The sequence below is a fragment of the Streptomyces sp. NPDC047853 genome (genome assembly GCF_043204535.1).
In the GTDB taxonomy this organism is placed as follows: domain Bacteria; phylum Actinomycetota; class Actinomycetes; order Streptomycetales; family Streptomycetaceae; genus Streptomyces.
This window is the reverse complement of the sequence record NZ_JBIDCI010000015.1, coordinates 80,968-106,189: the sequence shown is the minus strand read 5'-3', so window position 1 is coordinate 106,189 and position 25,222 is coordinate 80,968. Positions and strand designations below refer to the sequence as shown.

Genomic DNA, 25,222 nt, shown 5'->3' with positions numbered 1-25,222 from the left:
AGGGGCGGCGATCCGGGAGGGGCGGCCGGGGCGCTCCTGCGGACCCGCCAGGGGCGCGCCTCAATCGCCCGGGTCGGTCTCCGTCGGGTCCCGCACCTCGGGATCCTGGCGGCGTGCGCCCGGAGCGGCCCGGTCGGGGGTGGCCTCGCTGTGCGCGGACTGGGGCGGCGGAGGAGGCGAGGTGTCGCCGGGGGCGCCGACCCCCGCGGCGGGCAGTCGCAGGGCGAGCAGGGCGACGTCGTCGCCCCGGGGGGTGATCCGGGCGAGCAGCTCGTCGCAGAACTCGTCGATGCTCCGTCCCTCCAGTCGGCGGGCCAGGACCCCGGCGTGGTGGCGGAGCTTGGCCATGCCCAGGTCGATCGGACGGTCGCGGCTCTCCACGAGACCGTCGGTGTAGAGCAGGAGGATGCTCTCGGGGGGCATGTCCTCGTGCGCGTCGGGCCAGTCGAGTCCCAGGCGCAGCGTGGCGCTCATGCCGATGAGCGGGCCGTGCCCGGCCTCCAGGAAGCGGGCCTCGCCGTCGCGCGCGACCAGCAGGGGCGGCGGGTGACCGGCGTTGACCCAGTGGAAGGTCCACGGGCCGCCTTCCGGGCCCTCGATCCGGGCGAAGACGAGCGTGGCCATGGGGGCGTCACTGGTGTTGGTCACGGCCTCGTCGAGCCGCCGCATGATCACGCTGGGGGGTTCCTGGTGGTCCCAGGCCAGGGCGCGCAGCATGTTGCGCACCTCGGCCATGTGGGCGGCGGCCTGCAGGTCGTGTCCGACCACGTCCCCGATGACGAGGGCCAGCACACCGTCGGCGAGCAGGAAGGCGTCGTACCAGTCGCCGCCGATCTCCATGGCGCTCTCGGCGGGCCAGTACCGGGCGGCCATGCGGACGTGGTCGACCTGCGGAAGGGGGGTCAGCAGCTGGCGCTGCATGGTCTCGGCGACGTTCTGCTGCTCGTGGTAGAGGCGGGCGTTGTCCAGGACCAGTCCGACGCGGCGGCCGATGTCGGCGAGCAGGGCGGCCTCGGCCTCGGAGTGGGCGGGGTGCTCCCCCGCGCGGGCCACGGTGAGCGTTCCGTACGGCCGCTGCCGGGTGCGGAGCGGCACGACGACGGCCGCGTGCCCGCCGAGGCGTTCGAAGAGCACCCGGTGCGTCGCGGCGAGGGGGCTGTGCGGGTCGTGGAGCACGTCGTCGGCGGCGATCGGGACGGGCCGGTCGCTGCCCGCCAGCCGGGCCAGCGCGGCGCGCGCCGGGTCCGGCAGGGAGGTCAGCGGCCCCCTCAGCCGGCCGGCCCGGTGCGGGTGCGTGCTGCTGCGGACGGCGACCCGCTCCAGGAGGTCGGACTGCCCCGGGTAGACGTCGACGGCGGCCCACTGACCCAGTTCCGGCACCAGCAGCCGCAGGAGCCGGCGGATCGTGGCGGAGGTGTGCTCGGTGGGGATCAGGACGGTGGAGACCTCGGCCACCAGGTGCAGCTGGGCGGAGAGCGTCTCCAGGGCGGTGGTGCGGGCCTCGGTCTCCTCGGCGGCGCTGCGGTGCAGGCTGAAGTCGTGGAAGACCAGCACCAGCCCCTCCCGGCGGTCGTCCCCGGCCAGCGGGGTGGCCGCCCAGATGATCGGGACCGTGGACCCGTCGGCCCGCAGGAAGTACTCCTCGCTGCCTTCCTCGGCGGGCGCGCCGTGCAGGGGGTTGCGCAGCGCGCACCGCTCGCGCGGGACGGGGCTGCCGTCGGCGTGCCGGTGCAGGAGGTCGTGGGCGTCGTGGCCGATCATGTCCCGCGCCGACCGCCCCAGCAGCCGTTCGGCCCAGGGGTTCACCGAGGTGATCCGGGCGGACGGGTCGAGGGTGAGGACGCCGGCGCCGAGGGCGCGCAGGACGGCTCGGGCGAAGTCGGGGTCCGGGACACCGTCCGCGCTCCCGTGCCCCGGCTCCTCGCCGCTCTCCTGGTGGCCCGCCCAGCGTGCTGCCACGACCCTCACAGCCTTCCGATGCCGTCCACCCCGCCAGGTTCCCCCGTAGTGCGGGGGCGAACCGCTCCGGGGGCCGAAGGGGGAGGTCGGGTAGGCTCTCGGTGCCGATCTTGCCCAGGGGGGACGCGTGCGCACCACGACCACGACCGCCGTACTGACCTGTGTGCTGGCGGGAGTCCTCGTCGCGGGGTGCGGCAGCGACGGCGGGAGCCGGTCCGCCGACGAGATGCTGGAGGACGCCAACGCCGCGATGCGGGCGCTGGAGTCCGTGCGGATCGACTCCACCAGCACCGCGGCCAAGGGCGGTACGGTGACGGTCCGGCTGGTGACCGACCTGGAGAGCCGGTGCACCGCGAAGGCCACGTTCTCGCAGGGCGGCAGCCTCGAGCAGATCCGGGTGGGCGGGACCGACTACGTCCGGCCCGACCGCGCCTACCTGGAGAGCCGCCGACCCGGTGGCGTCACCGGCGAGCAGAAGCTGTGGGTCAGGACGTCCGCCGACGCGGCGCGGCCCGGTGACGGGCTCTCGTCCTGCACGCGTCCCTTCGCCTCCTTCGGCACCGCCGAGAAGGGGAGATCCACCCGTGTCGGCGGCCGGGAGGCGGTCGAGCTGACCGTCCGGGACGAAGGGGCCCAGGGCGGGAGGTACACCTTCTCCGTCGCCACGGAGGGCGAGCCGCACCTCCTCAAGGTGGTGTACGAGGGCGCCGACTACGACACCTCCACGTCCTTCGCCGGCTTCGACGAGCCGCTGGACGTGCGGGCGCCGAAGCCTTCCGAGGTGATCGACGGGCAGGACGCCCCGCGCTGACGTCCGGGCCCCGTGCACGGCGCCGGTCGCGCCGCTTTTTCGGTCGACCCGTGGGGCTGCCCGCCGTAGGTTGACCCGATGACCGAACTGCGTACGGACCGTCTCGTGCTCCGCGGGTGGCGCGCCGCCGACATGGCCCCCTGGGCCGCCCTGAACGCCGACCCGGTGGTCCGCGCGTACTTCCCCGGGGTGCTCACCCGGGAGCAGAGCGAGGCTTCCGCGGCCCGTTTCCAGGCCGACCTGGACCGGCGGGGCTGGGGATGGTGGGCGGTGGAGGTCGCCTCCACCGGCGAGTTCGTCGGGTTCACGGGGCTCGATCCCGTCGAGGACGGGATGCCGTTCACCGGGGTCGAGGCGGGCTGGCGGCTGGCGCGGTCCGCCTGGGGGAACGGCTACGCCACCGAAGCCGCGCGGGCGGTGGTGGGATTCGCGTTCGAGGAGCTGGCACTCGCCGAGGTCCTGGCGGTGACGGCGGCCGGCAACCTCCGCTCGCAGGCGGTGATGCGGCGTCTCGGTATGACCCGCGACCCGGCCGACGACTTCGACGACCCGGGTGTGCCGGAAGGGCCGCTGCGCCGCAGTGTCCTGTACCGGCTCCGGTCCGGGGCCGGGCGGGCGGCCGGACGATGAGTGCGGTGGCGGCGGGCCGGTGACGGCTGCGGCCGGTGCCCCGGTGGCTCCGTCGCCGCGCCGCGGGTCAGGACGCGTGACCGAGGGCCGTACCGCCCAGGTCGTCGGCGAGCCGCACCGCGGCCCGCATCCGCTTGCCCACCGGCTCCCGGCACACCTCGAAGCTCTGGCAGACGGCCATGACGATCTCCAGTCCGTGCCTGCCGATCCGTCCGGGGTCCGCCGTCTCCGCCACCGGCAGCACCGGGTCGGTGTCCCACACGGTGACCTCCACCCGGTCCTCCGCCAGCTCCAGGTCGACCAGCGAGGGGCCGGGCGCGTACTTGCAGGCGTTCGTGAGGAGCTCGCTGACCACCAGTTGCACCAGGTCCACCGCGCGCTCCGGCACCGGACGGTTCCGGGCCGCCCGTACCCGCGCCAGGAACCGCCGGGCCAGCTCCCGGCCCCGGGCGATGTCGCCGGGGCTCCCCTCGTACTCCGCCGACACCCTGACCAGCTCTTCTGCCGACTGGTCCCTGTTCCGGGCAGCCCCGTCCATGCGATCCGCCCTCTTCCCGAGCCTTGACCGTTACGCCCGTCGTCTACCCCGGATTCCGGGAAACACCGGAGGCGGAAGCGACGCCGGCGGCCGGCGGCTCCCAGGGGTGCGTGGGGCGCAGGACGAGGCACAGGAAGCCCATCACGTCCCGGTAGGCCCGCAGCCATCCGTCGCGGTGGGCGGTGGCCGCCTCGAGCGCTTGCGCACGGTCCGGATCGGTGGGGTGGTCCAGGGCCCAGGAGGCGAGCGACCCGGTCCATGACCACTCGTAGCCGTCGAGTTCCCCTCGGGTGCTGATGTGCCCGCCGACCGGGGTCCAGCCGTCCGCGGCGACCCGGTCCAGCGTGGTCGGCAGGTCGGTGAGGTCGCCGAGCATCTCGACGGCCTCGGCGGACGGGGTCCCCGTCCAGTAGCCGTCACCGACCAGGACGCGTCCGCCGGGTGCCAGGTGTCCGCGCGCCGCGGCGAGGGTGGCGGACAGGCCGCCGAACGCGTGCGTGGAGCCGACGCACAGGACGAGGTCGAAGCGGTGCGGGGCGGTGAAGTCCGCGGCGCTTCGACGGTGCAGGACCAGTCGGTCCTCCACGCCCCGCCGACCCGCCGCCGCACGGGCCCGCGCCAGGGCTCGCTCGGAGACGTCGACGCCCTCGGCCGTCAGCCGCGGATGCGCGGCGAGGGCGCGCAGCAGCCATTCCGCACCGCCGCAGCCCAGGTCCAGGACGCGTGCGTCGCCGTGCGGGATGCCGCGTTCCAGCAGCCGGTGCACCGAGTCGTCGTCGAGCGGGGCCGCGATCGGGTGATCGGCGTGGGCGAGTGCGGAGATCGTCTGACGGTCCATCGGCGGATGGTGGCACGTCCGGTCGAGCGACGCACGCCAATTCCGGGCCGCTGCACCCCGTGCGGTTGTGCCGGGGACGATCGACGCGTGGCGCAATCGTTCCCTCACCCGACTGCAACACGGGGATACATCACCCGAAAACAGGGAGGACGCGGAAACAGTGCGTCCCTCAGGTACAACCCCTCGTTGTGCCCCTAGGATGGCCGCCGTGGACCTCGTCGCCGTACGCACCTTCGTCACCGTCGCGGAGGCGGGTCAGTTCCAGCTCGCCGCCGCACAGCTGACCATCACCCAGCAGGCCGTCTCCAAGCGCATCGCGGCCCTGGAGAGGCACCTCGGGGTGCCGCTGTTCACCCGCACGGCGCGCGGCGCGCGGCTGACCATCGACGGCCAGGCCTTCCTCCCGCACGCGCGTGCGCTGCTCGACGCCGAGGAGCGGGCGACCGCCTCGGTACGGCCCGGACGACGCCCGCTCAGGGTCGACGTGATCGGACGACGGCTCGCCACGGCCGGCCTGCTGCGCGACTTCCACCGGGCCCATCCCGAGGTCGATCTGGACGTCGTCATCCTCTTCGACTCGGACGCGGACGCGGCGGCGGCCGCCATCCGCTCCGGGGCGATCGACGCGTCCTTCCGCTGTGTCAGCGTGCCGGGCCGGGAGATCCCCGCCGGGATCGAGGTCACGCCCGTCTTCGACGAGCCGCTCCAACTGTTCACCGGGCCCGGTCACCCGTTCGCGTCGGCACGGTCGGTGGCCCCGGCCCAGCTCGCCGGTCACCGCATCTGGATGCCGGGGAACCTGCCGGGGACCGAGTGGGCGGCCTACTACGACGCTCTCGCCGCGGAGTTCGGGCTGACCATCGACGCGCTCGGTCCCAACTTCGGTGTCGAGGGCCTCCTCGACACGATCGCCGGGTCGTCGTCGATCGCGACCTTCCTCAGCGAGCACACCCCCCTCGTCTGGCCCGCCGTGCACGATCTGCGGCGCGTTCCGCTGCGCGACCCGACCCCCGTCTATCCGCACTCCCTGCTCTGGCACGCCGACAACCCGCATCCCGCGCTGGCCGCGCTGCGCGCACACCTCGCCGCCCGGCCGGCCGGGCGCCTCGACGGGGAGGTCTGGACGCCGCCGTGGGCGCTGCGCTGCCATCCGCGGGACGACAGCGCCCGGCCGTGACGTCCCCGCCGGTTCGGCCGGACGAGGACTGGCCGGTGCCGTGCCCGTGCCCGATCCTGTGACCACGTCATCGTGCCGGGGGACCGACGGGGCCGCTGGGCGAGGGACTTGGGGGTGGCCCTGTGGTGCAGAGCGACAAGCAGCACTCCGCGCGGAAGGCCGACCGGGGGCGGACCCGGCCGCGGTGCCCGGTCAGCCGCGCGGCGGACGGGACCTGGCAGGTGCACGATTTCGCCGTCGCGAGGGCGCTGCTGCGCGGCCCCGGCACCGTGCAGGCCGGGCTCGGGATCGAGACGGTGGAGAAGCTCCCCCGGCGGATCCGTCGGCCCGTGCTCTACCGGGACGGAGCCGAACACCGGGAACACCGCAGGCAGACCGCGCGCTTCTTCACTCCCCGCCGGGTGGACGAGCACTACCGTGACCTGATGGTCCGCATCGCGGAGGAGCAGCTCGCGCGCCTGCGGGCCTCCGGCAAGGCGGCGCTCTCCGACCTGGCCTTCGACCTGGCCATCGGCGTGGTGAGCGAGGTCGTCGGTCTGCGCCACAGCAGACCCGGCATCCGGCGCAGGCTGGAGCGGTTCTTCCCGGAGGAGTTCGGTGAACCCGGCCTGACCAGCGTGCGGGGGCTGTACTGGCTGCTGCGACAGAACACCAACTGGCTCCGCATCCACCTGGCCGACGTCCGCCCCGCCGTCCGGGCCCACCGCCGCCGGGAGGAGGACGACCTGATCTCCCACCTGATCGCGGAGGGCTGCACGGACGCGGAGATCCTCGGCGAGTGCCTGACGTTCGCCGCGGCGGGCATGGTGACCACGCGCGAGTTCATCTGCCTCGCCGCCTGGCACCTGTTCTCGGACGCCGAGCTGCTCGCCCACTACCGGTCCTCGGACGAGGCCCGGCGCCTGGCCGTCCTGGAGGAACTGCTGAGGCTGGAGCCGGTGATCGGGCGGTTGCGGCGCCGGACCACCGAGGCCGTGGAACTCGCCTGCCCCGGGGGCCCGGTGACCGTGCCCCCGGGCGACCACGTGGAACTCCTCCTGGACGACGCCAACTCGGATCCGGGGCACGTGGGCGGCGACCCGCTGTGCGTGCGCCCCGACCGCGCGAGGGAGGTCGGCGCCGGGCTCTCCTTCGGCGACGGGCCGCACCGCTGCCCCGGAGCGCACATCGCCCTGCTGGAGACCGACGTCTTCCTCAGCAGGCTGTTCGCGCTGGACGGGGTCCGCATGAGCGGGACGCCGCGCGTCGCCTTCCAGGAGGCGATCGGCGGCTACGAGATCCGCGGACTGACCGTGGCGCTCCCCCGGCCCGGCCGTCGCTGACCGGCCCGGGGGCACGGGTACGGCGTCAGCCGCCCAGGGCGCCGAGGACGACGAGCTTGGCCTCGTCCTGCACCTGGCGGAGGTGGTCCGCGCCGAGGAACGACTCCCCGTAGATCTTGTAGACGTCCTCGGTGCCGGACGGCCGGGCCGCGAACCAGGCGTTCTCGGTGGTCACCTTGATCCCGCCGATCGACGCTCCGTTGCCCGGTGCCTCGGTGAGCACGGCGGTGACCGGCTCACCGGCGAGGGTGTCGGCGGTGACCTGGGCCGGGGACAGCTTGGCCAGACGGGCCTTCTCCTCCCGGGTCGCCGGGGCGTCGATGCGGGCGTAGGCGGGTGCGCCGAAGCGGGCGGTGAGGGCGGCGTAGTGCTCGGAGGGCGTCTTCCCGGTGACGGCGGTGATCTCGGAGGCGAGCAGCGCCAGGATGATGCCGTCCTTGTCGGTGGTCCACACCGAGCCGTCCCGGCGCAGGAAGGACGCACCGGCCGACTCCTCGCCGCCGAAGCCGAGCGTGCCGCCGGCCAGTCCGTCCACGAACCACTTGAAGCCGACGGGCACTTCCACCAGGCGCCGGTCCAGGTCCGCCGCCACCCGGTCGATCATGCCGGAGGACACCAGCGTCTTGCCCACGCCCGCGTCGGCGGGCCACTCGGTGCGGTGGGCGTAGAGGTAGGCGATGGCGGTGGCGAGGTAGTGGTTGGGGTTCATCAGTCCGGCGTCCGGGGTGACGATGCCGTGCCGGTCGGCGTCGGCGTCGTTGCCGGTCGCGATGGTGAAGCGGTCGCGCTGCTCGATGAGCGAGGCCATGGCGTGCGGTGACGAGCAGTCCATGCGGATCTTGCCGTCCCAGTCCAGCGTCATGAAGCGCCAGGTGGGGTCGGTCAGCGGATTGACCACCGTCAGGTCCAGGCGGTGCTGCTCGGCGATCCGGCCCCAGTAGGCGACGGAGGCACCGCCGAGCGGGTCGGCGCCGATCCGCACGCCGGCCGACCGGATCGCGTCGAGGTCGAGGACGTTCGGCAGGTCGGAGACGTAGGTGCCGAGGAAGTCGTGACGCCCGGTGCCGGGGGCGGCGAGCGCCCGGGCGTAGGGGATGCGCCGTACGTCCTTGAGGCCGGCCGCGATGATCTCGTTGGCGCGGTCCTGGATCCAGGAGGTGGCGTCCGAGCCCGCGGGGCCGCCGCTCGGCGGGTTGTACTTGAAGCCGCCGTCGGCGGGCGGGTTGTGCGACGGGGTGACGACCACGCCGTCGGCGAGGGCCGAGGTGCGCCCGCGGTTGTGGGTGAGGATGGCGTGCGAGACCGCGGGGGTGGGGGTGTAGCCGTCGGCGGTGTCGACGAGGACGGTCACGTCGTTCGCCGCGAACACCTCCAGGGCGGTGATCCTCGCCGGCTCGGACAGGGCGTGGGTGTCGGCGCCCAGGAAGAGCGGGCCGTCGGTGCCCTGGGCCGAGCGGTACTCGCAGATGGCCTGGCTGGTGGCGGCGATGTGGTCCTCGTTGAACGCCGCCGCGAGGGACGATCCCCGGTGACCGGACGTGCCGAACGCCACCCGCTGGCCGGGGTCGGCCGGGTCCGGGTGCAGGGCGTAGTAGGCCGTCACCAGCCGGGCCACGTCGATCAGGTCCTCGGGGCCGGCCGGCCTCCCGGCTCGGTCGTGCTGCATGCGTCCACTCCTCCGCGTTTGTCGGGCATTGGCTCGCGGGACCATCTTCTCCTGTCCGGGCGAGCGGTACCGGACACCCCGGCCGAGGCGGGCCGGACCCGGCGCCGAGGGGGAGGCGCCGCGTACTCAGGCCCGGCGGTCACCGTCCGGGCTCGCCGTCGCGACGGCGGCACACCACGAGCCCGGGCCTGCGGTTCCCCCTGGGCTCGGGGGCCGCCGGACCGGGCGCCGTGGTGCGGCCGTGCGGAACGCGTCAGATGCGGCCGCCGGTGAGTCGGGTCAGGGGCCCGTGCGTGTGACGTCCCGCCCGGCGGCCCACCGCGTAGGACGCGGCGCTCAGAGCGGTGATGCCGGCGCCCACACCCGCGGCGACGAGCTTGCGGTGGGCGATGACCGTCCACGCCGTCTTCGCCCCGGCCGCGACGTGCCCGGAGGTGGTGATGACCGCCTTGCGGCTTGCTTCCACGCCCTTGGCCGCCGTCTGCAGGGCGCCGTTCGCCGCCTCCGCGGAACGCTGGGCACCGGCCTTGGCCGCTGACGCGGTGTCACCGGCCTTGTCCGTGGCCGCCTTCCCGGCACGCGAGGCGGGGGCCGTCGCCTTGTCCGCGGCGTCGCGGGCCTTGGAACCGGCGGTCCGTGTGGTGGTGGTCTTCTGGTTCGTGTCCTTGTTCGGATCGCTCATGGACACCGCTTTGCCACTCACTCCGGCGGCAAACACGTATGTTCCCCGAATGCTCACCGGGCTTCCACCGTCAGGGCCTTGACGCCGCGGGCAGCACGCGCGGCTCGATGCGTTCCTCCACCGCGGCGCCGCCCTCGCGCACGACCACGTAGGCGCCCTTGCCCGGCACCTCCGTCACCGCCTCGACCAGCTCCGTCCCGCGGTAGACGAGGCCCACTCCGTCGTCCGTGCAGTGGGCCGAGGGCAGGGTGCCGTCGGCGACGAGCCGGTGGATCAGCGGGCGGCGGCCCTCGTCGACGTCGTAGTGCACGCCGTTGCCGTAGGGCAGGAAGCCCAGGGCGTCGGTGATCGGGCGCAGTTCGGGCCCGAAGGAGTCGGTCGCGCCGCCCCGGAACCAGCACAGGGACCCCGCGCTCACCCCGCTGAGCACGACCCCGGCCTCCCAGGCCCGGCGCATGACGCGGTCCAGGCCGTGCACGCGCCACACCGCCAGCAGGTTGGCGACCGAGCCGCCCATCACCCAGACGACGTCCTGCGCGAGCACGGTCTCCTCCACGTCCTCCACGTTCGGCATGGGGAACAGGTGCAGCGGCGTCAGGTCGAAGCCGGCCACGCGGGCCGCCTCCGTCATCCGGGCGGTGAAGTGTTCGGCGTCCCCGATGGCCGTGCCGACGTACAGGACCCGGGGTCGCCGCCCGTGGGCGCCCGAGAGGTCCACCGCGTGGTGCACCAGGGAGTCGAAGGCCACCATGGTCCGGCCACCCGCGCGGTGCCCTCCCGAGGTCGCGAGAATGGTGGGTTCGGGTGCCGTCATGGGCGCGATCCTAGACACCCGCGCCCATCACCCGGGAGCGTCTACGCCGGTGCCGCGGTCGGCGGCAGCTGGGCCGCGCTCACCTGCTCGCCCAGCACCTCCGCCATGAACTGCACCAGCCACCGCTGCGCCGGGCTCCGCGAGGACTCGTGGCGTGCGTACAGGGCGATCTCGATCGGCTGGGTCTCGAAGGGCAGCCGCACCAGGCGGACCCGGTGGGACGCGGTGAACACCTCGCCGACGTACTCGGGGACGATGGCGACCAGGTCGGTCTGCTCCAGCAGGTAGGGCAGCATCGAGAAGCGGGTGGCGTCCACGGCGACCCGCTCCAGGAGCCCGTGCGCGGCCAGCACCGCCCGGGGCGCGACATGGCCGCTCGGCCCGAAGACCGTCGCGTGGTGCTCGGCGGCCAGACCCGCCAGCGACACCTCGTCCCCGCGGACCCGGGGGTGATCCGCGGCGACCATGAGGACGTAGCGCTCCCGGAAGAGCGGGACCCGCACGGTCAGGTGCGAGGTGATCACGGGGGTCGCCACGAACACGTCGAGGTCGCCGCGGCGCAGCTGGCTCTCGGCATCCTCCACGTCGAACGGGCGCACGGTGAACGAGACCCCCGGCGCCCGCTCCCGCGCCGCGGCGAGCAGCCTCGGCAGGAGGGTGGCCTCGCCGAGGTCGGAGAGGGCGATGGTGAACCGGCCCGACATGGTCCCGGCGTCGAAGGCGTCGCCCTGCCGGACCGTTGCGTCGATCTCCGCGAGCGCGCGCTGCAACGGCTCGTAGAGCCGCCGGGCACCGGCCGTGGGCGTCAGTCCGCGCCCGTTGCGGCGGAACAGCTCGTCGTCGAAGTGCCGTCGGAGCTTGCCCAGGCTGTAGCTGACGGTCGGCTGCGTGACGTGGAGCGTCTCGGCGGTGGCCGTGACGCTCCCGGTCTCGTACAGGAGGACGAAGACGCGGGCCAGGTTGAGGTCGAAGGTGCCCATATCGACGGACTCTATATCGGGGCGCCGAAACATCTATTGGTGCCCATGTCGCGAGGTCCCTAGCGTGTCGGACGTCACTTCGAAAGGAACGTCCGTGCCATCCGTGCGCCGTGTCTCCCACGCTTTCCTGGAGCGCCAGGGGCTCACCACCGTCTTCGGCAACCCGGGCTCCAACGAGCTGCCCTTCCTCGCCGAGCTGCCCGACGGCTTCCGCTACGTCCTCGGGCTGCACGAGGGCGCGGTCGTCGGCATGGCCGACGGCTACGCCCAGGCGACGGGCCGCCCGGTCCTGGTCAACCTGCACGCGGCCTCCGGTTCGGGCAACGCGATGGGCGCGTTGACGAACGCCGTGGCCTCGCGCACCCCGCTCGTGGTGGTGGCGGGGCAGCAGGTCCGGCCCGCCATCGGCCCGGAGGCCAACCTGGCCAGCGTCGACGCCCAGACCCTGATGAAGCCGCTGGTCGGCTGGGCGGCGGAGCCGGCGTGTGCCGAGGACGTACCGCGCGCGCTGGCCCAGGCCGTCTTCGAGGCGCGGCTCCAGCGGCGGCCCGCCTATCTGTCCGTGCCGTACGACGACTGGTCGGCCGAGGTCGACGACAACGCCCTGGCCGTGCTCGACCGGCGGGTGGAGCGGGCCTCGGTGCCCGACGCCGCGCAGGGCCGTCGGCTCGCCGAGCGGGTCGCCGCCGCCCGGCGTCCCGCGCTCGTGCTCGGCGGCGACATCGACGCGCCCGGTCTCTTCGACGACGCCGTGCGGCTGGCCGAGCGGCTGGGCTGCCCGGTGTGGGCCGCCCCCTCCCTCTTCCGGCTGCCCTTCCCCAACCGGCATCCTCTGTTCCGGGGTGTGCTGCCCGCCGGGATCGCGCCGGTCTGCGAGGCCTTCGAGGACCATGACCTGGTGCTCGTGCTGGGCGCGCCCGTCTTCCGGTACCACGAGTACCTGCCCGGCCGGTACCTGCCCGAGGGCACCCGGCTGGTCCAGGTGACCGAGGACGCCTCGGCGGCCGCGCGGGCCCCGATGGGCGAGGCGCTGGTCGCCGATCCCGGCGCCGTCGTCGGCCTGCTGCTGGACGCGCTCGGCGGGCCCGGTGAGTCCGCGGGCCCGTACCGGCCGGCGCCCGAGCCGGTCACCGCCCGGGGGCCGGGCCTCCACCCCGAGCAGGTCTTCGCCGCCCTGCGCGACGGACTGCCCGCGGACACCGCGTACGTCGTCGAGTCGACGTCGACCACCTCCGCGTGGTGGCGCCAGATGGACCTGCGCCGGCCGGGCTCCTACTACTTCCCGGCGGCCGGCGGGCTCGGCTTCGGACTGCCCGGCGCCGTCGGGGTGGCGATGGCGCAGCCCGACCGCCCGGTCGTCGGCGTGATCGGGGACGGCTCGGCCAACTACGGCATCACGGCCCTGTGGACGGCCGCGCAGCACGGGGTCCCGCTGACGATCGTGCTGCTGCGCAACGGCACGTACGGGGCGCTGCGCTGGTTCGGCGGCCTGCTCGGCGTGCCGGACGCCCCGGGGCTAGACATCCCGGGACTGGACTTCACCCGCGTCGCGGAGGGCTACGGGGTGCGCGCCCGGCACGTCGGCGACGCCGGGGAACTGCGCGCCGTACTCGCGGAGCAGCCCGGCCACCCCCGCCTGATCCAGGTGGACACGGCCCTGACCACGCCCTCCTGACACACGACCCGCCGACCGGCCGAGCGCGCGGAGCCGCTGACGCGCCCGGCACCCGAGGATCCCGAGGAAGGGAACGACGATGACACTCCTGGACAGCGACGTCTGGGGCCGGAAGTTCTTCAGCGACGGCTGGCAGGACTCCCCCACCGAGCACCCGGTGACCGAGCCGGCGACGGGCGAACGGCTCGGCGCGGTGGGACTGGTCACGCCGGAGGACGTGGGCCGCGCCGCCGCACGGGCCGCCGAGGCCCAGCGCGAGTGGGCCGCGACCTCGCCGCAGCGGCGGGCCGCCGTACTGCGGCGCGCGGGGGAGCTCTTCACCGAGCACGCCGAGGAGATCCGGGAATGGCTGGTGCGCGAGGCCGGCTCGGTGCGGTCCAAGGCGGACTTCGAGGCGCAGCTCGCCATCGGCGAGTGCTTCGAGTGCGCCGGGCTGCCGACGCACCCGCAAGGTGAGGTCCTCACCTCCGAGGAGGCCCGCTGGTCGCTCTCCCGCCGACGACCGGCCGGGGTCGTGAGCGTGATCGCGCCCTTCAACTTCCCGCTCGTCCTCGGCCTGCGTTCGGTGGCTCCCGCCCTGGCCCTCGGCAACGCCGTGCTGCTCAAGCCGGACCCGCGCACCGCGGTGAGCGGCGGTGTGGTCATCGCCCGGGTCTTCGAGGAGGCCGGGCTCCCCACGGGTCTCCTGCACCTGCTGCCGGGCGACGGCGAGGTCGGGGAGGCGCTCGTCGAGGCCCCGGAGGTGCGGGTGATCTCCTTCACCGGGTCCACGCCGGTCGGCCGGATCATCGGCGAGCAGGCCGGGCGGCTGCTCAAGCGGGCCCATCTGGAGCTGGGCGGGAACAACGCGCTGGTCGTGCTGCCCGGCGCGGACGTGGCCAGGGCGGCCTCGGCGGGGGCGTTCGGCTCGTACCTGCACCAGGGGCAGATCTGCATGACGACCGGCCGGCACATCGTGCACGAGTCGCTGGTGGAGGAGTACACCGCCGCGCTCGCCGCGAAGGCCGACTCCCTGCCGGTCGGCGACCCGGCCCGCGAGGACGTGGCGCTCGGACCGATCATCGACCGCCGGCAGCTGGAGCGGGTGCACGGCATCGTCCGGGACAGCGTCGCGGCGGGCGCGAAGGTCGCCGCGGGCGGCGAGATCGACGGCGCCTGCTACCGCGCCACCGTGCTGACCGGTCTGACGACCGGCATGCCGGCGTGGCGGGAGGAGATCTTCGGCCCGGTCGCCCCGGTCATCTCCTTCTCCACGCCGGAGGAGGCCGCGCGGATCGTCAACGACTGCGAGTACGGGCTGTCGGTCGGCATCCTCGGGGACGTGGGGACGGCGATGAAGCTCGCCGACCGGATCGACTCCGGCAAGGTCCACATCAACGAGCAGACCGTGAGCGACGAGCCCAACGCTCCCTTCGGCGGGGTCAAGGCCTCCGGCACCGGGTCCCGTTTCGGCGGCGCCGCGGCCAACGTCGAGGCGTTCACCGAGACCCAGTGGGTCACGGTCCGCCCGGACATCGCCGACTACCCGTTCTGACCTCCCGGCCCCCGCGGCCGCCCCGCACGGCCGTCCCGGCCGCCCCGCCGTCCCGGCTCCGCCACTCACACCCGTCCCCCGGGGGGAGAGTCACCATGACTTCCGCCACCACGTCCGGCGCACCCGCGCGGACCGGCAGCAGCACCTGGACGGTGATCCTCTGCTGGATCACCGTCCTGCTGGAGGGCTACGACCTCGTCGTCCTCGGCGCCATCATCCCCACCCTGCTCAAGACCCAGCACCTCGGCATGACCGCGGGCGACGCGACCACCGTCGCGACGCTCTCGCTCGTGGGCGTGGCCATCGGCGCCGTCTGCGTCGGCCCGCTCGCCGACCGGCTGGGACGCCGCCGTCTGCTCATCGGCTCGGTGGTGCTGTTCTCGCTCTTCACCCTCGTGGTGCCGCTGGCGAACTCCGTGACGATGTTCGCCGCGCTCCGCCTCGTCGCCGGTCTCGGCCTGGGCGCGTGCATGCCCGTCTCGCTCACGATGATGGCCGAGAACATGCCCGCCGACCGCCGGGCGCGGGCCAGCACGCTGACCATGACCGGCTACCACACCGGTGCGGTCATCACCTCGCTGCTGGCCCTGCAGGTGACCGACGACTGGGAGATCCTCTTCTACCTGCTCGGCGTGGTCGGTCTCGTCGTCGCCGTCGTCCAGTGGTTCAAGCTGCCGGAGTCGGAGGCCTTCGTCCGGGCCCGGCGGGACGGGGCCCGGCGGGTGCCGTTCACGGAACTGCTCAAGCCGGCGTACCTGCGCGCGGGCATCGGCATCTGGATCGCCTCGTTCATGGGCCTGCTGCTGGTCTACGGCCTGAACACCTGGCTGCCGAAGCTGATGAACGACGCCGGCTACCCGGTGCCCACGGCCGTCACGCAGCTCCTCGTGCTCAACGTCGGCGGTGTCGTGGGTCTGGTCCTCGGCGGGTTCGTCGCCGACCGCAGGGGCATCAAGGGCACCACGATGGGCTGGTTCGCGGTCTCCGTGGTCATGCTGGCGTGCCTGAGCGTCAGGATGGAGAGCGACCTCATGCTGAACGCCGTCGTGTTCCTCACGGGCGTGTTCGTCTTCTCGGCCCAGGTGCTCGTCTACGCCTACGTGACCAACTTCTACCCGGCCTCGGTGCGCGGCACCGCGCTCGGTTCGGCGTCCGGGATCGGCCGGATCGGTTCGATCGTCGGCCCGTCCATCACGGGCGCCCTGGTCTCCTCGGGGATCGGTCACCCGTGGGGCTTCTACTTCTTCGCGGCGGTGGCCGTCCTCGGCTTCCTGGCCGTCGCGACCCTGCCGCGCACGTCGGCGGGTGCCGGGGCCGAGGCCTCCGGGCCGGCGACCTGACGCCCTCGGGCACGCGCGACGGGAGCAGCGGGGTCACTCCACCCGCTGCTCCCGTCGCGCTGGTCGCGGTGCCTGCCGCGGTGACGCGTGGTGCTCAGTCGCTGTCCACGTTCTCGCGCAGCACCTTGCCGTTCGTCGCGTCGACGTCCACGGTCGCCTTGTCCCAGTTGTCGGTCGACACCACGTCGACGGACCACATGACCTTCTGGTCGTCGCTCTCGTCGAGTTCGACGTGGGTCACGGTGCCCTTGGCGTTGTCGGTGGCGACCTTCACGGCCTGCTGCGGCGTCTGCGTCGCCTTCTTGAGCATGTCGGCGACCTGCTGCTTGTCGTCCGCGTCCTGGTTCTCGGCCTGGGTGCGGAAGATCTTGCCGGAGACGGCGTCGATGTCGATCCGGGTCACGGTGCCGTCGGAGGCGGCGACCTTGGCCTCCCACTCCGGAGCCCCCTGGCTGGGCGCCGGGTTGGGCATGCTCGGGCTGGGCGAACCGGTCGACGCGGTGGCCTCGGCGGTGGTGCGCTTCAGTTCGAGGTCGACGAGCTTGCCCTCGGAGACCTCCTTGACGGCGGTGTCGGCCGCCTTGTCCCAGGTGACCTTCGCCAGCGGCACCAGGGCCTTGCGCTCGGCCTGGTCCTCGGTCAGGGACGCGGAAGGAGAGGGGGAGGCGGTGTTGGTGGCGGATGCGGTATTGGTGGCAGGGGTGGTCTGAGCCGCCTCGGCGACACTGGAGCGTGTCGTGTCGGCGTTCGTGCAGCCGGTCATCAGCAGCACGGAACTGCCCAGGGCGCAGATGGCGGCCATCGAACGAAGAGGCGGGAGACGTCGCACAGAGCTCATACACGTCTCCGTAACCGTATGACCGTCTTGTCATACCGATGTGGGCGGGGAACCACCGCAATGGCCGATCCGCTCAGCGGGCCGGTACGCACACCTCCCGGTCCTGCCCCGGGACGGTCCCCGGCGGGCACGGGAGGGTGGGGCGGGCGCCGGTCTGCTCCAGCCACTCCCGGTAGGCGGTGGACTGGCGGGCCACCTCCCAGTACGCCTCCTCCAGCGCCGGGTAGACGGCGTCCAGCTCGGCCCGGGTGCGCGCGGCCAGCAGCAGGCGTACGCCCAGGGGGTCGCCGCAGAGGCGTCGTACCGCGGTGTCGGGGCGGGACTGGGAACTGGGCTGGCAGACGGTGACGACCTCGCCGGTGGCGACGAGTGACGCGGCGGTGTGGTAGTCCCCGTGCAGGACGCGCGGGTCGAGGCCGACGGCGCGCAGCATGCGGTGCACCCCGTCCCACTCGCCGTCGACGGTGGGGTCGACCATCCAGCGGTCCTGCGCCAGGTCGTCGAGACGGACGACGGGCCGGGCGGCCGCGGGGTGGTCGGCGGGCAGCATGACGAACTGCGGTTCGCGCTCGACGAGCACCCGCAGCCGCAGACCCTCGGGGACGTGCAGCGGGCAGCCCTCCACCTCGTGCACGAAGGCGACGTCGAGCCGGCCGTCCGCGACCCCGCGCAGCAGGGCGTTGGCCGAGACGTCCATCTGGAGGGTCGGCTCCGGCCCGGGCCGTCTGAGCCGGCGCAGCCAGCCGGCCAGGGCGCGGCTGGCCGTGGAGCCGACGCGCAGCCGGCTGTCGCCGGCGATCGCCGCGGCGCGGGCCTCGCGGACGAGGGTGCTCATGTCGGCGAGAAGCGGACGGGCTCTGCCGAGGACGGTCCGGCCGAGCGGGGTGGGGCGGCAGCCGGTGCGTTCCCGGACGAACAGGGGCCCGCCCAGGGCCTGTTCGATGCGGCTCAACTGCGTGCTCAAGGTGGGCTGCGCGACGCCGAGTCGGCGTGCCGCCCGATGCAGGCTGCCGGCGTCGGCGATGGCGCACAGTGCGCGTAGGTGCCTCACCTCGAGCTCCATGCAGGGAGAGTAGGGCGGAACAGTTGGTTGCGCCAGGTGAACAAAAGGCGGCGGATCAGGGCGAGTTCTGCACAGTGGGAGAAGCTGTTCCCGACCGCGTCCGCCCGGTGGCGAGGCCCGCGTCGCGACGCTCCGGTCTCGGGCCGCGACGGTGACCGCCCCGCACGAGGACGGTGACAACCCCGTACGCCGGCGGTGATAGCCCCGCCCTATCCCCTCCTGCCATCATCACACCGGCTCGCGGGCGCCCCACACTCACCGATGACGACTTCTCCCCACTCCCCCACACAAGGAGTCATCGATGCGCATCAGTCTGCCCCTGCTGTCCACCGCGGTCGGACTCGGTCTCACCGCTGCCGTGCTCGGCACCGGCCCGGCCGCCACCGCCGCTCCCCAGGCGCCGGCCCGGGCCGCGCAGATCGGCTACCAGCCCGCGGCCGGTTCGGGCGAGGACGCCGCCGCCAACCGGGCGTTCTTCGAGGCGGTCATCAGGTCCGTCGCCGAGAAGCGCGCCGCGGCCCCGTCCTCGGCGGCCGCCGTCACCGTCTACTACAGCGCCTCAGCCGCGCCCAGCTTCCGCACGCAGATATCCCGCTCCACCCAGATCTGGAACAGCTCCGTGTCCAACGTGCGGCTCGCGGAGAGAAGTTCGGGAGCGGACTTCTCGTACCGCGAGGGCAACGACTCGCGCGGCTCGTACGCGTCGACGGACGGGCACGGGCGCGGCTACATCTTCCTCGACTACCGTCAGAACCAGCAGTACGACTCGACCCGTGTGACCGCCCACGAGACCGGGCACGTGCTCGGCCTCCCCGACCACTACTCCGGCCCGTGCAGCGAGCTGATGTCGGGCGGCGGCCCCGGCCCGTCCTGCACCAACGCCTACCCGAACGCCGCCGAACGCAGCCGGGTGAACCAGCTGTGGGTGAACGGCTTCAAGGCCGCCCTCGACAAGGCACTGCAGAAGACCTCGCGACGCTGAGCGTCCGGGGCCACGGTGCGGGGGCGGTCCGACCGGGCCGCCCCCGCGCACCCGTGCCACCCGCACCGCATGCGCAACCTCCTGTGGGGTAAGCGGAGTTCACTCCGCAGCGACCTTCGAAGGAGCCTGACGTGAACAAGGGGAAGGCACCCGTCGACGACGGGCTCGGCACTCTGGAACCCGGGACCCGGCAGCGCGGGCAGCTGCACGGCCGCGTCGCCGACATCGCCTGGACGGCGCTGTGCCTGGTGCTCGCACTGTGGGCGGTGTGGAGCTCCGTCGGTGCCGTCCGGGGCGGGACCGCCTGGGCCTATTCCGCCGTGGCCTGGGTGCTGCTCGCCACCGCGCTGGCGCTGCGGGCACGCGCGGCGCGTCGCAGGACGTCCCTGTAGGGACCCCGGATCACCGGGCGGTGGGAAGTGCCGCGAGCACGGCCCGGTGGACGGCTCGGGCCAGCCGGGCGCCCCACTGCGAGCGCGGTCCGGCGAAGGAGTGGACCTCGCTGTCCGTCCCCGGGACGCGGGCGGCGACGCACACGGCGTCCGTGGGCGTGCCGGAGCAGTCGAGGCCCGCTTCGAGCAGCGCCTGGACCTTGGCCTCGGTCGCCGTCATCACGGCGTTGACCAGGGCCGCGTCGCTCAGCGCGACGGGCAGGGCGGCGACGATGTTGATCGTGCCCGGTGCGGCGGCGCCGGTGGCGCCCTCGGCGGGCGAGGCCGCCCAGCCGCGCACCGAGACACCCGCGGTCACCACGGCTTCCACACCGCCGTCCCTCGCACGGCCGGACGCGGACACGTCGGCGGCCGTCATCAGGCCCACGCCCGGCCCCCGGGCGCCGGCCGCGCCGGCCAGGTCCGCGAGGTGCCGCGCGGGATCGGTGCGCCGATAGCCGTGCGCGACCTGGGCGTTGAGCACCCACGCGCGTTCGCCGATCCCGCCGCCCAGCACGGCGCTGCTGGCCGTCCGCCAGCCCGGGCCCGGGCACCACAGCAGGGCGTGCAGCCGTTCACCGTCCTCCTCACGGGTCAGGCGCCGAGGGGTCAGCAGCGGGGGCCCGGTTCGGGGCGGTGGCAGGAGGGCGGGCACCGGCGGGAGCTCCTTCGGGCGGTCGGGGGCACAACCGGATGATCGTACTCAGCGCGGACCCCTCGCTCCGGCGCCGGGACGGGCGTATTGCGGACCCGGTCCCCGGCACTTTCACTGGACACAACTTCGCCATGAGGCGTCGGATCGGAGGCCGCGATGTTGTCCCACACCCTGGAGCACGGGGTCCTGGTCATCACGGTGGACCAGGACCCGGGAATCGACGGGCGGGCCACCCTGACCACGCACATCACCCACTTGGTCGACGCCCACAAGCCGACCCCCGTCGTCATCGTCCTCACCGACCGGGCCGCCGGCCCCGCCGCGGTCAGTGCCGTGCTCCGGGCCCACCAGTGGTGCGGCCGCCTGGGCGTCCTGATGAGCGTCGTCACCCACAGCGCGCCCGTCCGGCGGCTGCTGGAGAACAACGCCGACACCTCCGGCCCGCGGCTGGTCGTCCACGCCCGGGTGGACACCGCGATCAGCACCGCCTTCACCGCGGCGGCCTAGACCGGAGGAACCGGAGGAAAGCGGGTGTCCGCCGCCCGTCAGGGCTGTCCGAGCCAGAGGTCGGGGCCGAACACCTCGTAGTGGACGGCCTGTGCCGGCACACCGCGGCGCAGCAGGTCGCCGCGGACGGCGCGCATGAAGGGCACCGGTCCGCACAGGTAGACCGTGAGGCCCGGCGGCAGTTCGACGCCGGCGAGGTCGGCGCGGCCGGCCGACGCGTGCGGTGCCTGGTCGCCGGGCTCCTCGTACCAGAGGTGGAGCCGGGCGCCGGGCAGCGCGCGTATCAGGTCCAGCTGCTCCTGCCGGTGGGCGTGGGCGGCGGGGTCGCGGTCGGCGTGGATCACGGTGACCGGGCGGGTGGTGCCGGACGCGGCCAGGTGATCGAGCATGGCCAGCATGGGGGTGACCCCTATACCGGCCGAGGCCAGCAGCAGGGGGCCGTCACCGTCCACCGGCGCCAGGTCGCCGAAGGGTGCGGACACGGTGAGGACGTCGCCCTCGCGCGCGTGTGCGTGGAGCCAGGACGAGACCTCGCCCTCGGGTCCCTCGCCGCCCCGGACCCGCTTGACGGTGATGCGCCGGTCGGGCCGGGCGGGTCCGGCGGACAGGCTGTACTGCCGGATCTGGCGGGAGCCGTCGGGCAGTTCGGACCGGACACTGACGTACTGGCCCGGGCGGAACGGCGGCGCGGGGTGCTCGTCGGCGGGCCGGAGCACGAGGGAGACCGCGTCGGGGCCCTGCTCCTGTCGTCCGACGATCTCCATGCGGCGCCAGACCTCTCCGGCGGCGACCCCCGCCTCCCGGTAGAGGCGGGTTTCGAGGGCCACGAGCGCGTGGGCCATCAGCCAGTAGACCTCGTCCCAGGCAGCGGCGACCTCCGGGGTGACGGCGTCGCCGAGCACCTCCGCGATCGCGGCGAACAGATGGCGGTGGACGACTCCGTACTGCTCGGACGTGATGCCGAGGGAGGCGTGCTTGTGCGCGATCCGGGAGAGCATCGCGTCCGGACGGGCGTCGGGGTGGTCCAGCAGCAGGCCGGCGAACCCGGCGATGGAACCGGCCAGCGCCCGCTGCTGCTCCCCGCTGGCCTGGTTGCCGCGGTTGAACAGGTCCCGCAGCAGCTCGGGGTGGGCGTCGAACAACTTGCGGTAGAAGAGGGTGGTGATGTCGCCGATGGCTCCACCCACCGCCGGGAGGGTGGCCCGGACCACGGGGACCGACTGTTCGGAGAGCACAGTGACTCCTAAACTGGTAACTGATATTCGTGTTTTCGGGATCGGCTCGGCACCGCCCCCGACCGACGGTCCGCCGGTCACGCCGAGGCACGGGGGTCACACGGGGGTCACACGGGGGTCACACGGGGGTCACACGGGGGTCACCCCGAGGGGCGGTCCGTCAGGCCGATCAGGACCGGGCCGGTCGGTGAGGCCACCAGGTCGGTCACGGTCAGCGGGTCGAGCGCGGCGTAGAACGCCTCCTGCGCGTCCCGCAGCGCGCCCCGCAGGCGACAGGCCCCCCGCAGGGGGCACGGCGAGGCACCCTCGCAGGCGACCACCTCACCGTCGCCCTCCAGCTCGCGCACCAGTCGCCCCACCGAGGCGTGCCGCCCCGGGCCGGTCAGCGTGAGCCCGCCGCCGCGCCCGCGCCGCGCCTCGACCACGCCGAGGTGCTGGAGGCGGGTGATGGCCTTCGCCGCATGCGTGTACGGCACATCGACCGCCTCGGCCACCTCGCGGGTGGTCAGGGGGTCGTCTCCGTCTCTCACGACCGCCAGGCGCATCACGGAGCGCAACGCCAGGTCGGTGAACTTCGTCAGCCGCACAGCCCGGACGCTATCAAATGCGCATGTTAGATTCGTCTTCATCTCGCGCCCTCGGCCTGTGGAGTGCGTCACTCGACCGGCCGTGCCGGGGCCGACCGCTCAACGGGGCGGCGGGACAGTCCAGTCGGGCACTTCGGACGGTGGCATCTGATGGCAGCGCAAGACCGCGAACCCCCCGGGCCGGCGGCACCGGCTCCGCCACCCCGGGTGCTGTGCGACCTCGCCGACCTCCTGCCGCCCGGCGAGGACCTGTCGGCCGGTGCCCTGTGGAGGCTCGCGGAGCCCGGACGCCAGCTCGATGCCAACGTCGTCCGCATCCCGGCGGCGGGGCGGGTCGACACCCACACGGAGCCGGACCTCGACGTCCTGCTGCTCGTCCTCGACGGCGAGGGCGCCCTCGTCGGCTCCGAGGGACGGCAGCCCCTGCGCGCGGGCGCCCTGGCCTGGCTGCCCCACGGCTCGACGCGCGCGGTCCACGCCGGCCCGGACGGGGTGACGTACCTGACCGTTCACCGGCGGCGCCCCGGCATGCGCATCCAGCCCCCGGAGGCCGCCGACCGGCTCCGGCCCGAAGGCACCTGAGGCCGGGGGCGGCCGGCCCGGCTTGCGTGCAACGGGGCACGGGATTGGGGCGTTCGGGTCCCCCACTGTTGCGCCCGGTCGTCTTTGGGCACCCCTTGAGGAACGAGGAGGTGGCGGTATGGAGGACTGGCGCCGGTTCGCCGAGCAGATGGCGTCGTTGGCACGCGATCTGCTGGCCCAGGAATCGGTGAACGACACACTGGAGCGCATCACCGGTTCGGCCACGGAACTGGTGGAGGGCTGCGACGCCGCCGGCATCCTCATTCTGCGCGGCGACCAGGTGCAGTCGCTCGCCCCCACCGACCAGGTCGTGGCGGACAGCGACGATCTGCAAGGGCGGGTCGGGGAAGGTCCGTGCTTCGACGCCGCGCGCACCTCCGAGGGGCAGCGGCAGTTCCGGATCGCCGACTTCACCGACCAGGCACGGCGCTGGCCCGAGTATGTGCCGGAGGCCCGCAAGCTGGGGCTCGGCAGCATGATGGGCTTCCTGCTCTTCACCGAGGACGAGGAACTCGGCGCCCTGAACCTCTACTCCTACCGGCCGGGGGCGTTCACCGAGGCCAGTGAGCTGGCCGGCTGGCTGCTCGCCTCCCACGCCGCCGTCGCCTTCTCCAGCGCCCGCACGCACGCGCAGATGCAGGAGGCGATCGGCAGCCGGCACACCATCGGCGAGGCCATGGGCATCCTCATGGGCAGCCGGCGGCTGACCGAGGACCAGGCCTTCGCGGTGCTGCGCCGGTACTCGCAGGACCACAACGTGAAGCTCCGTGACGTCGCCCGCCAGGTCTGCGAGCGGGGCGGCCCGCCCTGATCCCCGGGTGCGCGCCCCGGACCGGGGCGCGCACCGGATGGCGTACGGCCCGGCGGCAGCGGGCACACGACAGCGATGACCTTGGCCGACTTCTCCTTCGCCGTACTGGGAGCGGGTGCGCTCGGGGCGGCCGTGATCCCCCGGCTCGTGGCCGGGCGGGCCCTGTCCATGCCGCTCGTCTTCCTGCTCTGCGGCATCGCCGTGCAACTGCTCCCCACACCGCTGCCCGAGATCGACCTCGTACGCGACCGGGTGTGGGTGGAGCACCTCACTGAGATCTGCGTGATCATCTCCCTGATGGGGGCCGGTCTCGCGCTGAACCGTCCCTTCGGTCTGCGCCGTTGGCAGGCTCCCTGGCGGCTGATCGGCATCACCATGCCCCTGACCATCGCGGCCACGGGGCTGCTCGCGTGGTGGCTGCTGGACTGGCCGCCGGCCGCCGCGCTGCTGCTCGCCGCGGTGCTGGCACCCACCGACCCGGTCCTCGCCTCCGAGGTGCGGGTGGGCGCGCCCACCGACTCCGAGCACGACGAGGACGAGGTCCGGTTCGCGCTCACCGGGGAGGCGGGTCTCAACGACGGACTGGCCTTCCCGGTCGTGATGGCCGCGATCGCGCTGACGGCGGCCGCGGGCACCGGCGTGTCCGGTGACTGGGTCGGGCACTGGCTGCTGGTCGACCTGCTGTACGGGTGCGTGGTCGGCGTCCTGGCGGGTCTGGCCGTCGGCCGACTGCTCGGCTGGCTGTTCTTCCGCGCCGGCCCGGAGTCGTTCCGGCTGTCCGAACACCGCGAGGGCTTCGTCGCCCTGGGCGCCACCTTCCTGTCCTACGGCGTCACCGAACTCGCCCACGGCTACGGCTTCCTGGCCGTCTTCGTCACCGCCTGCAGCGTCCGCGCCGCCGAACGCGACCACGGCTACCACGCCGTGCTGCACGACTTCGTCGAGCAGGTCGAGCGGTTGCTGACCGCCGGGCTCCTCTTTCTGCTGGGGGCCTGTGTCGCGCAGGGTGCGTTGGCCGACCTGACCTGGCGGGGCGCGGCCGTCGGTCTGCTCGTGCTGCTCGTGGCACGACCGGCCGCCGGGTGGGTCGCACAGCTCGGGACGGCCGCGGGACCACGGGAGCGGCTCGTCACCGCCTTCTTCGGCATCCGCGGCATCGGCTCGCTGTTCTATCTCGCGCACGCCCTCGGAACGGAGGGCTTCCACGTGCCGGCCGGGGAACTGTGGGCCGTGGTGGCCTTCACCGTCCTCGCCTCGGTCGTCCTGCACGGGGTGACCGCCTCCCCCGTGATCGCCCGCCTCGACCGGCTGCGGACGCTCAGGGCGCACAGCCGCCGGCACTCGGGGCGGACACCGAACGAAGCCGACGTGGCCGGCGAGCGCCTGTGACCGCTTCGCGAGAAACCGACGGAAAGCGCGCGGGAATTGCGCAAGACCCTTCTCATTCGGATCGCCGACTCTCGTATAGTGATCGCCAGTTGCGTGCCGTGTGAGAGCTGCCTGCCCGCACGCGCCCCGAAGGACGACACGAGGGCCGCTGAGGCGGCCTGGCGAGGACCCGATTG

The 25,222-nt window shown here is 73.6% G+C and carries 25 protein-coding genes; 13 read left to right on the top strand and 12 right to left on the bottom strand.

Annotated features, from left to right (window positions below):
* Positions 1-60: 60 nt before the first annotated feature.
* On the bottom strand, positions 61-1,959 hold the full coding sequence (locus ACGF5T_RS26205) for a SpoIIE family protein phosphatase (RefSeq protein ID WP_366767387.1): 1,899 nt from the start codon (positions 1,957-1,959) through the stop codon (positions 61-63).
* Positions 1,960-2,086: 127 nt separating this feature from the next.
* Here ACGF5T_RS26205 and ACGF5T_RS26200 point away from each other — a divergent pair, with 127 nt between their 5' ends.
* Entirely contained in the window at positions 2,087-2,770 is a 684-nt protein-coding gene (locus ACGF5T_RS26200; protein ID WP_366767388.1) for a hypothetical protein, read from the top strand.
* Positions 2,771-2,848: 78 nt separating this feature from the next.
* The gene (locus tag ACGF5T_RS26195; RefSeq protein ID WP_356609656.1) at positions 2,849-3,400 is read left to right on the top strand and encodes a GNAT family N-acetyltransferase; all 552 of its coding nucleotides are present in this window, start codon (positions 2,849-2,851) and stop codon (positions 3,398-3,400) included.
* A gap of 67 nt (positions 3,401-3,467) precedes the next feature.
* Here ACGF5T_RS26195 and ACGF5T_RS26190 read toward each other — a convergent pair whose 3' ends face one another.
* Together ACGF5T_RS26190 and ACGF5T_RS26185 are read right to left on the bottom strand one after the other, a co-directional pair.
* A complete protein-coding gene (locus tag ACGF5T_RS26190; RefSeq protein ID WP_356609654.1) occupies positions 3,468-3,938 on the bottom strand; it encodes an ATP-binding protein in 471 nt (156 codons plus the stop codon).
* 43 nt (positions 3,939-3,981) lie between these two features.
* Positions 3,982-4,776 carry a class I SAM-dependent methyltransferase gene (locus ACGF5T_RS26185; protein WP_366767389.1) on the bottom strand — a complete coding sequence of 265 codons (795 nt, stop codon included), beginning with the start codon at positions 4,774-4,776 and terminating at the stop codon, positions 3,982-3,984.
* A 208-nt stretch (positions 4,777-4,984) separates the two neighbouring features.
* Between ACGF5T_RS26185 and ACGF5T_RS26180 the strand changes: the two genes are divergently transcribed.
* Both ACGF5T_RS26180 and ACGF5T_RS26175 read left to right on the top strand, forming a co-directional pair.
* Positions 4,985-5,953 (top strand): LysR family transcriptional regulator, encoded by a 969-nt coding sequence (locus ACGF5T_RS26180; RefSeq protein ID WP_366767390.1) that lies wholly within the window; start codon positions 4,985-4,987, stop codon positions 5,951-5,953.
* 125 nt (positions 5,954-6,078) lie between these two features.
* Positions 6,079-7,275, top strand: coding sequence for a cytochrome P450 (locus tag ACGF5T_RS26175; protein WP_366767427.1), 1,197 nt, complete (start codon positions 6,079-6,081; stop codon positions 7,273-7,275).
* A 25-nt stretch (positions 7,276-7,300) separates the two neighbouring features.
* On the opposite strand, the gene pgm is transcribed toward ACGF5T_RS26175, so the two are convergent.
* From pgm to ACGF5T_RS26155, 4 genes are all read right to left on the bottom strand, one after another.
* Entirely contained in the window at positions 7,301-8,941 is a 1,641-nt protein-coding gene (pgm, locus tag ACGF5T_RS26170; protein WP_356609649.1) for a phosphoglucomutase (alpha-D-glucose-1,6-bisphosphate-dependent), read from the bottom strand.
* Positions 8,942-9,194: 253 nt separating this feature from the next.
* On the bottom strand, positions 9,195-9,623 hold the full coding sequence (locus tag ACGF5T_RS26165; RefSeq protein WP_356609647.1) for a hypothetical protein: 429 nt from the start codon (positions 9,621-9,623) through the stop codon (positions 9,195-9,197).
* Between the two features lie 70 nt (positions 9,624-9,693).
* Positions 9,694-10,437, bottom strand: a complete 744-nt coding sequence (locus ACGF5T_RS26160) for a peptidase E (protein ID WP_356609645.1) — start codon at positions 10,435-10,437, stop codon at positions 9,694-9,696.
* A 41-nt stretch (positions 10,438-10,478) separates the two neighbouring features.
* Positions 10,479-11,417, bottom strand: a complete 939-nt coding sequence (locus tag ACGF5T_RS26155) for a LysR family transcriptional regulator (RefSeq protein WP_356609643.1) — start codon at positions 11,415-11,417, stop codon at positions 10,479-10,481.
* A gap of 94 nt (positions 11,418-11,511) precedes the next feature.
* On the opposite strand from ACGF5T_RS26155, the gene mdlC reads away from it, so the two are divergent.
* From mdlC to ACGF5T_RS26140, 3 genes are all read left to right on the top strand, one after another.
* On the top strand, positions 11,512-13,092 hold the full coding sequence (gene mdlC / locus ACGF5T_RS26150; protein ID WP_366767391.1) for a benzoylformate decarboxylase: 1,581 nt from the start codon (positions 11,512-11,514) through the stop codon (positions 13,090-13,092).
* A gap of 79 nt (positions 13,093-13,171) precedes the next feature.
* Positions 13,172-14,626, top strand: a complete 1,455-nt coding sequence (locus ACGF5T_RS26145) for a benzaldehyde dehydrogenase (RefSeq protein ID WP_356609639.1) — start codon at positions 13,172-13,174, stop codon at positions 14,624-14,626.
* A 95-nt stretch (positions 14,627-14,721) separates the two neighbouring features.
* Entirely contained in the window at positions 14,722-15,966 is a 1,245-nt protein-coding gene (locus ACGF5T_RS26140) for an aromatic acid/H+ symport family MFS transporter (protein ID WP_356609637.1), read from the top strand.
* Positions 15,967-16,060: 94 nt separating this feature from the next.
* On the opposite strand, the gene ACGF5T_RS26135 is transcribed toward ACGF5T_RS26140, so the two are convergent.
* Both ACGF5T_RS26135 and ACGF5T_RS26130 read right to left on the bottom strand, forming a co-directional pair.
* Complete coding sequence (locus ACGF5T_RS26135) at positions 16,061-16,804, bottom strand: PepSY domain-containing protein (protein WP_356609635.1); 744 nt, start codon at positions 16,802-16,804, stop codon at positions 16,061-16,063.
* 73 nt (positions 16,805-16,877) lie between these two features.
* Complete coding sequence (locus ACGF5T_RS26130; RefSeq protein ID WP_356609633.1) at positions 16,878-17,867, bottom strand: LysR family transcriptional regulator; 990 nt, start codon at positions 17,865-17,867, stop codon at positions 16,878-16,880.
* A gap of 301 nt (positions 17,868-18,168) precedes the next feature.
* Here ACGF5T_RS26130 and snpA point away from each other — a divergent pair, with 301 nt between their 5' ends.
* Both snpA and ACGF5T_RS26120 read left to right on the top strand, forming a co-directional pair.
* Positions 18,169-18,849, top strand: coding sequence for a snapalysin (gene snpA / locus ACGF5T_RS26125; protein ID WP_356609631.1), 681 nt, complete (start codon positions 18,169-18,171; stop codon positions 18,847-18,849).
* Between the two features lie 131 nt (positions 18,850-18,980).
* Positions 18,981-19,241 carry a hypothetical protein gene (locus ACGF5T_RS26120; protein WP_366767392.1) on the top strand — a complete coding sequence of 87 codons (261 nt, stop codon included), beginning with the start codon at positions 18,981-18,983 and terminating at the stop codon, positions 19,239-19,241.
* Positions 19,242-19,251: 10 nt separating this feature from the next.
* Here ACGF5T_RS26120 and ACGF5T_RS26115 read toward each other — a convergent pair whose 3' ends face one another.
* Positions 19,252-19,935, bottom strand: coding sequence for an adenosylcobinamide amidohydrolase (locus ACGF5T_RS26115; protein ID WP_366767393.1), 684 nt, complete (start codon positions 19,933-19,935; stop codon positions 19,252-19,254).
* Positions 19,936-20,091: 156 nt separating this feature from the next.
* On the opposite strand from ACGF5T_RS26115, the gene ACGF5T_RS26110 reads away from it, so the two are divergent.
* On the top strand, positions 20,092-20,442 hold the full coding sequence (locus tag ACGF5T_RS26110; RefSeq protein ID WP_356609625.1) for a hypothetical protein: 351 nt from the start codon (positions 20,092-20,094) through the stop codon (positions 20,440-20,442).
* Positions 20,443-20,480: 38 nt separating this feature from the next.
* Here ACGF5T_RS26110 and ACGF5T_RS26105 read toward each other — a convergent pair whose 3' ends face one another.
* Both ACGF5T_RS26105 and nsrR read right to left on the bottom strand, forming a co-directional pair.
* The gene (locus ACGF5T_RS26105) at positions 20,481-21,677 is read right to left on the bottom strand and encodes a globin domain-containing protein (RefSeq protein ID WP_366767394.1); all 1,197 of its coding nucleotides are present in this window, start codon (positions 21,675-21,677) and stop codon (positions 20,481-20,483) included.
* 140 nt (positions 21,678-21,817) lie between these two features.
* Positions 21,818-22,264, bottom strand: a complete 447-nt coding sequence (nsrR, locus tag ACGF5T_RS26100; RefSeq protein WP_366767395.1) for a nitric oxide-sensing transcriptional repressor NsrR — start codon at positions 22,262-22,264, stop codon at positions 21,818-21,820.
* A gap of 150 nt (positions 22,265-22,414) precedes the next feature.
* Here nsrR and ACGF5T_RS26095 point away from each other — a divergent pair, with 150 nt between their 5' ends.
* The 3 genes from ACGF5T_RS26095 (at position 22,415) to ACGF5T_RS26085 (ending at position 25,046) form a co-directional block, all read left to right on the top strand.
* Positions 22,415-22,846 (top strand): hypothetical protein, encoded by a 432-nt coding sequence (locus ACGF5T_RS26095; protein ID WP_366767396.1) that lies wholly within the window; start codon positions 22,415-22,417, stop codon positions 22,844-22,846.
* A 118-nt stretch (positions 22,847-22,964) separates the two neighbouring features.
* Positions 22,965-23,657, top strand: a complete 693-nt coding sequence (locus ACGF5T_RS26090) for a GAF and ANTAR domain-containing protein (RefSeq protein WP_356609617.1) — start codon at positions 22,965-22,967, stop codon at positions 23,655-23,657.
* Between the two features lie 75 nt (positions 23,658-23,732).
* A complete protein-coding gene (locus tag ACGF5T_RS26085) occupies positions 23,733-25,046 on the top strand; it encodes a cation:proton antiporter (protein ID WP_366767397.1) in 1,314 nt (437 codons plus the stop codon).
* Positions 25,047-25,222 lie beyond the last annotated feature (176 nt).

What these genes read in the sequence shown, in the direction of transcription:
- ACGF5T_RS26195 (WP_356609656.1), top strand. Translation starts at nt 2,849, where the DNA reads ATGACCGAACTGCGTACGGACCGTCTCGTGCTCCGCGGGTGGCGCGCC.
- ACGF5T_RS26190 (WP_356609654.1), bottom strand. Translation starts at nt 3,938, where the DNA reads ATGGACGGGGCTGCCCGGAACAGGGACCAGTCGGCAGAAGAGCTGGTC.
- ACGF5T_RS26185 (WP_366767389.1), bottom strand. Translation starts at nt 4,776, where the DNA reads ATGGACCGTCAGACGATCTCCGCACTCGCCCACGCCGATCACCCGATC.
- pgm (WP_356609649.1), bottom strand. Translation starts at nt 8,941, where the DNA reads ATGCAGCACGACCGAGCCGGGAGGCCGGCCGGCCCCGAGGACCTGATC.
- ACGF5T_RS26165 (WP_356609647.1), bottom strand. Translation starts at nt 9,623, where the DNA reads ATGAGCGATCCGAACAAGGACACGAACCAGAAGACCACCACCACACGG.
- ACGF5T_RS26160 (WP_356609645.1), bottom strand. Translation starts at nt 10,437, where the DNA reads ATGACGGCACCCGAACCCACCATTCTCGCGACCTCGGGAGGGCACCGC.
- ACGF5T_RS26155 (WP_356609643.1), bottom strand. Translation starts at nt 11,417, where the DNA reads ATGGGCACCTTCGACCTCAACCTGGCCCGCGTCTTCGTCCTCCTGTAC.
- ACGF5T_RS26145 (WP_356609639.1), top strand. Translation starts at nt 13,172, where the DNA reads ATGACACTCCTGGACAGCGACGTCTGGGGCCGGAAGTTCTTCAGCGAC.
- ACGF5T_RS26140 (WP_356609637.1), top strand. Translation starts at nt 14,722, where the DNA reads ATGACTTCCGCCACCACGTCCGGCGCACCCGCGCGGACCGGCAGCAGC.
- ACGF5T_RS26135 (WP_356609635.1), bottom strand. Translation starts at nt 16,804, where the DNA reads ATGAGCTCTGTGCGACGTCTCCCGCCTCTTCGTTCGATGGCCGCCATC.
- ACGF5T_RS26130 (WP_356609633.1), bottom strand. Translation starts at nt 17,867, where the DNA reads ATGGAGCTCGAGGTGAGGCACCTACGCGCACTGTGCGCCATCGCCGAC.
- snpA (WP_356609631.1), top strand. Translation starts at nt 18,169, where the DNA reads ATGCGCATCAGTCTGCCCCTGCTGTCCACCGCGGTCGGACTCGGTCTC.
- ACGF5T_RS26110 (WP_356609625.1), top strand. Translation starts at nt 20,092, where the DNA reads ATGTTGTCCCACACCCTGGAGCACGGGGTCCTGGTCATCACGGTGGAC.
- ACGF5T_RS26095 (WP_366767396.1), top strand. Translation starts at nt 22,415, where the DNA reads ATGGCAGCGCAAGACCGCGAACCCCCCGGGCCGGCGGCACCGGCTCCG.
- ACGF5T_RS26090 (WP_356609617.1), top strand. Translation starts at nt 22,965, where the DNA reads ATGGAGGACTGGCGCCGGTTCGCCGAGCAGATGGCGTCGTTGGCACGC.
- ACGF5T_RS26085 (WP_366767397.1), top strand. Translation starts at nt 23,733, where the DNA reads ATGACCTTGGCCGACTTCTCCTTCGCCGTACTGGGAGCGGGTGCGCTC.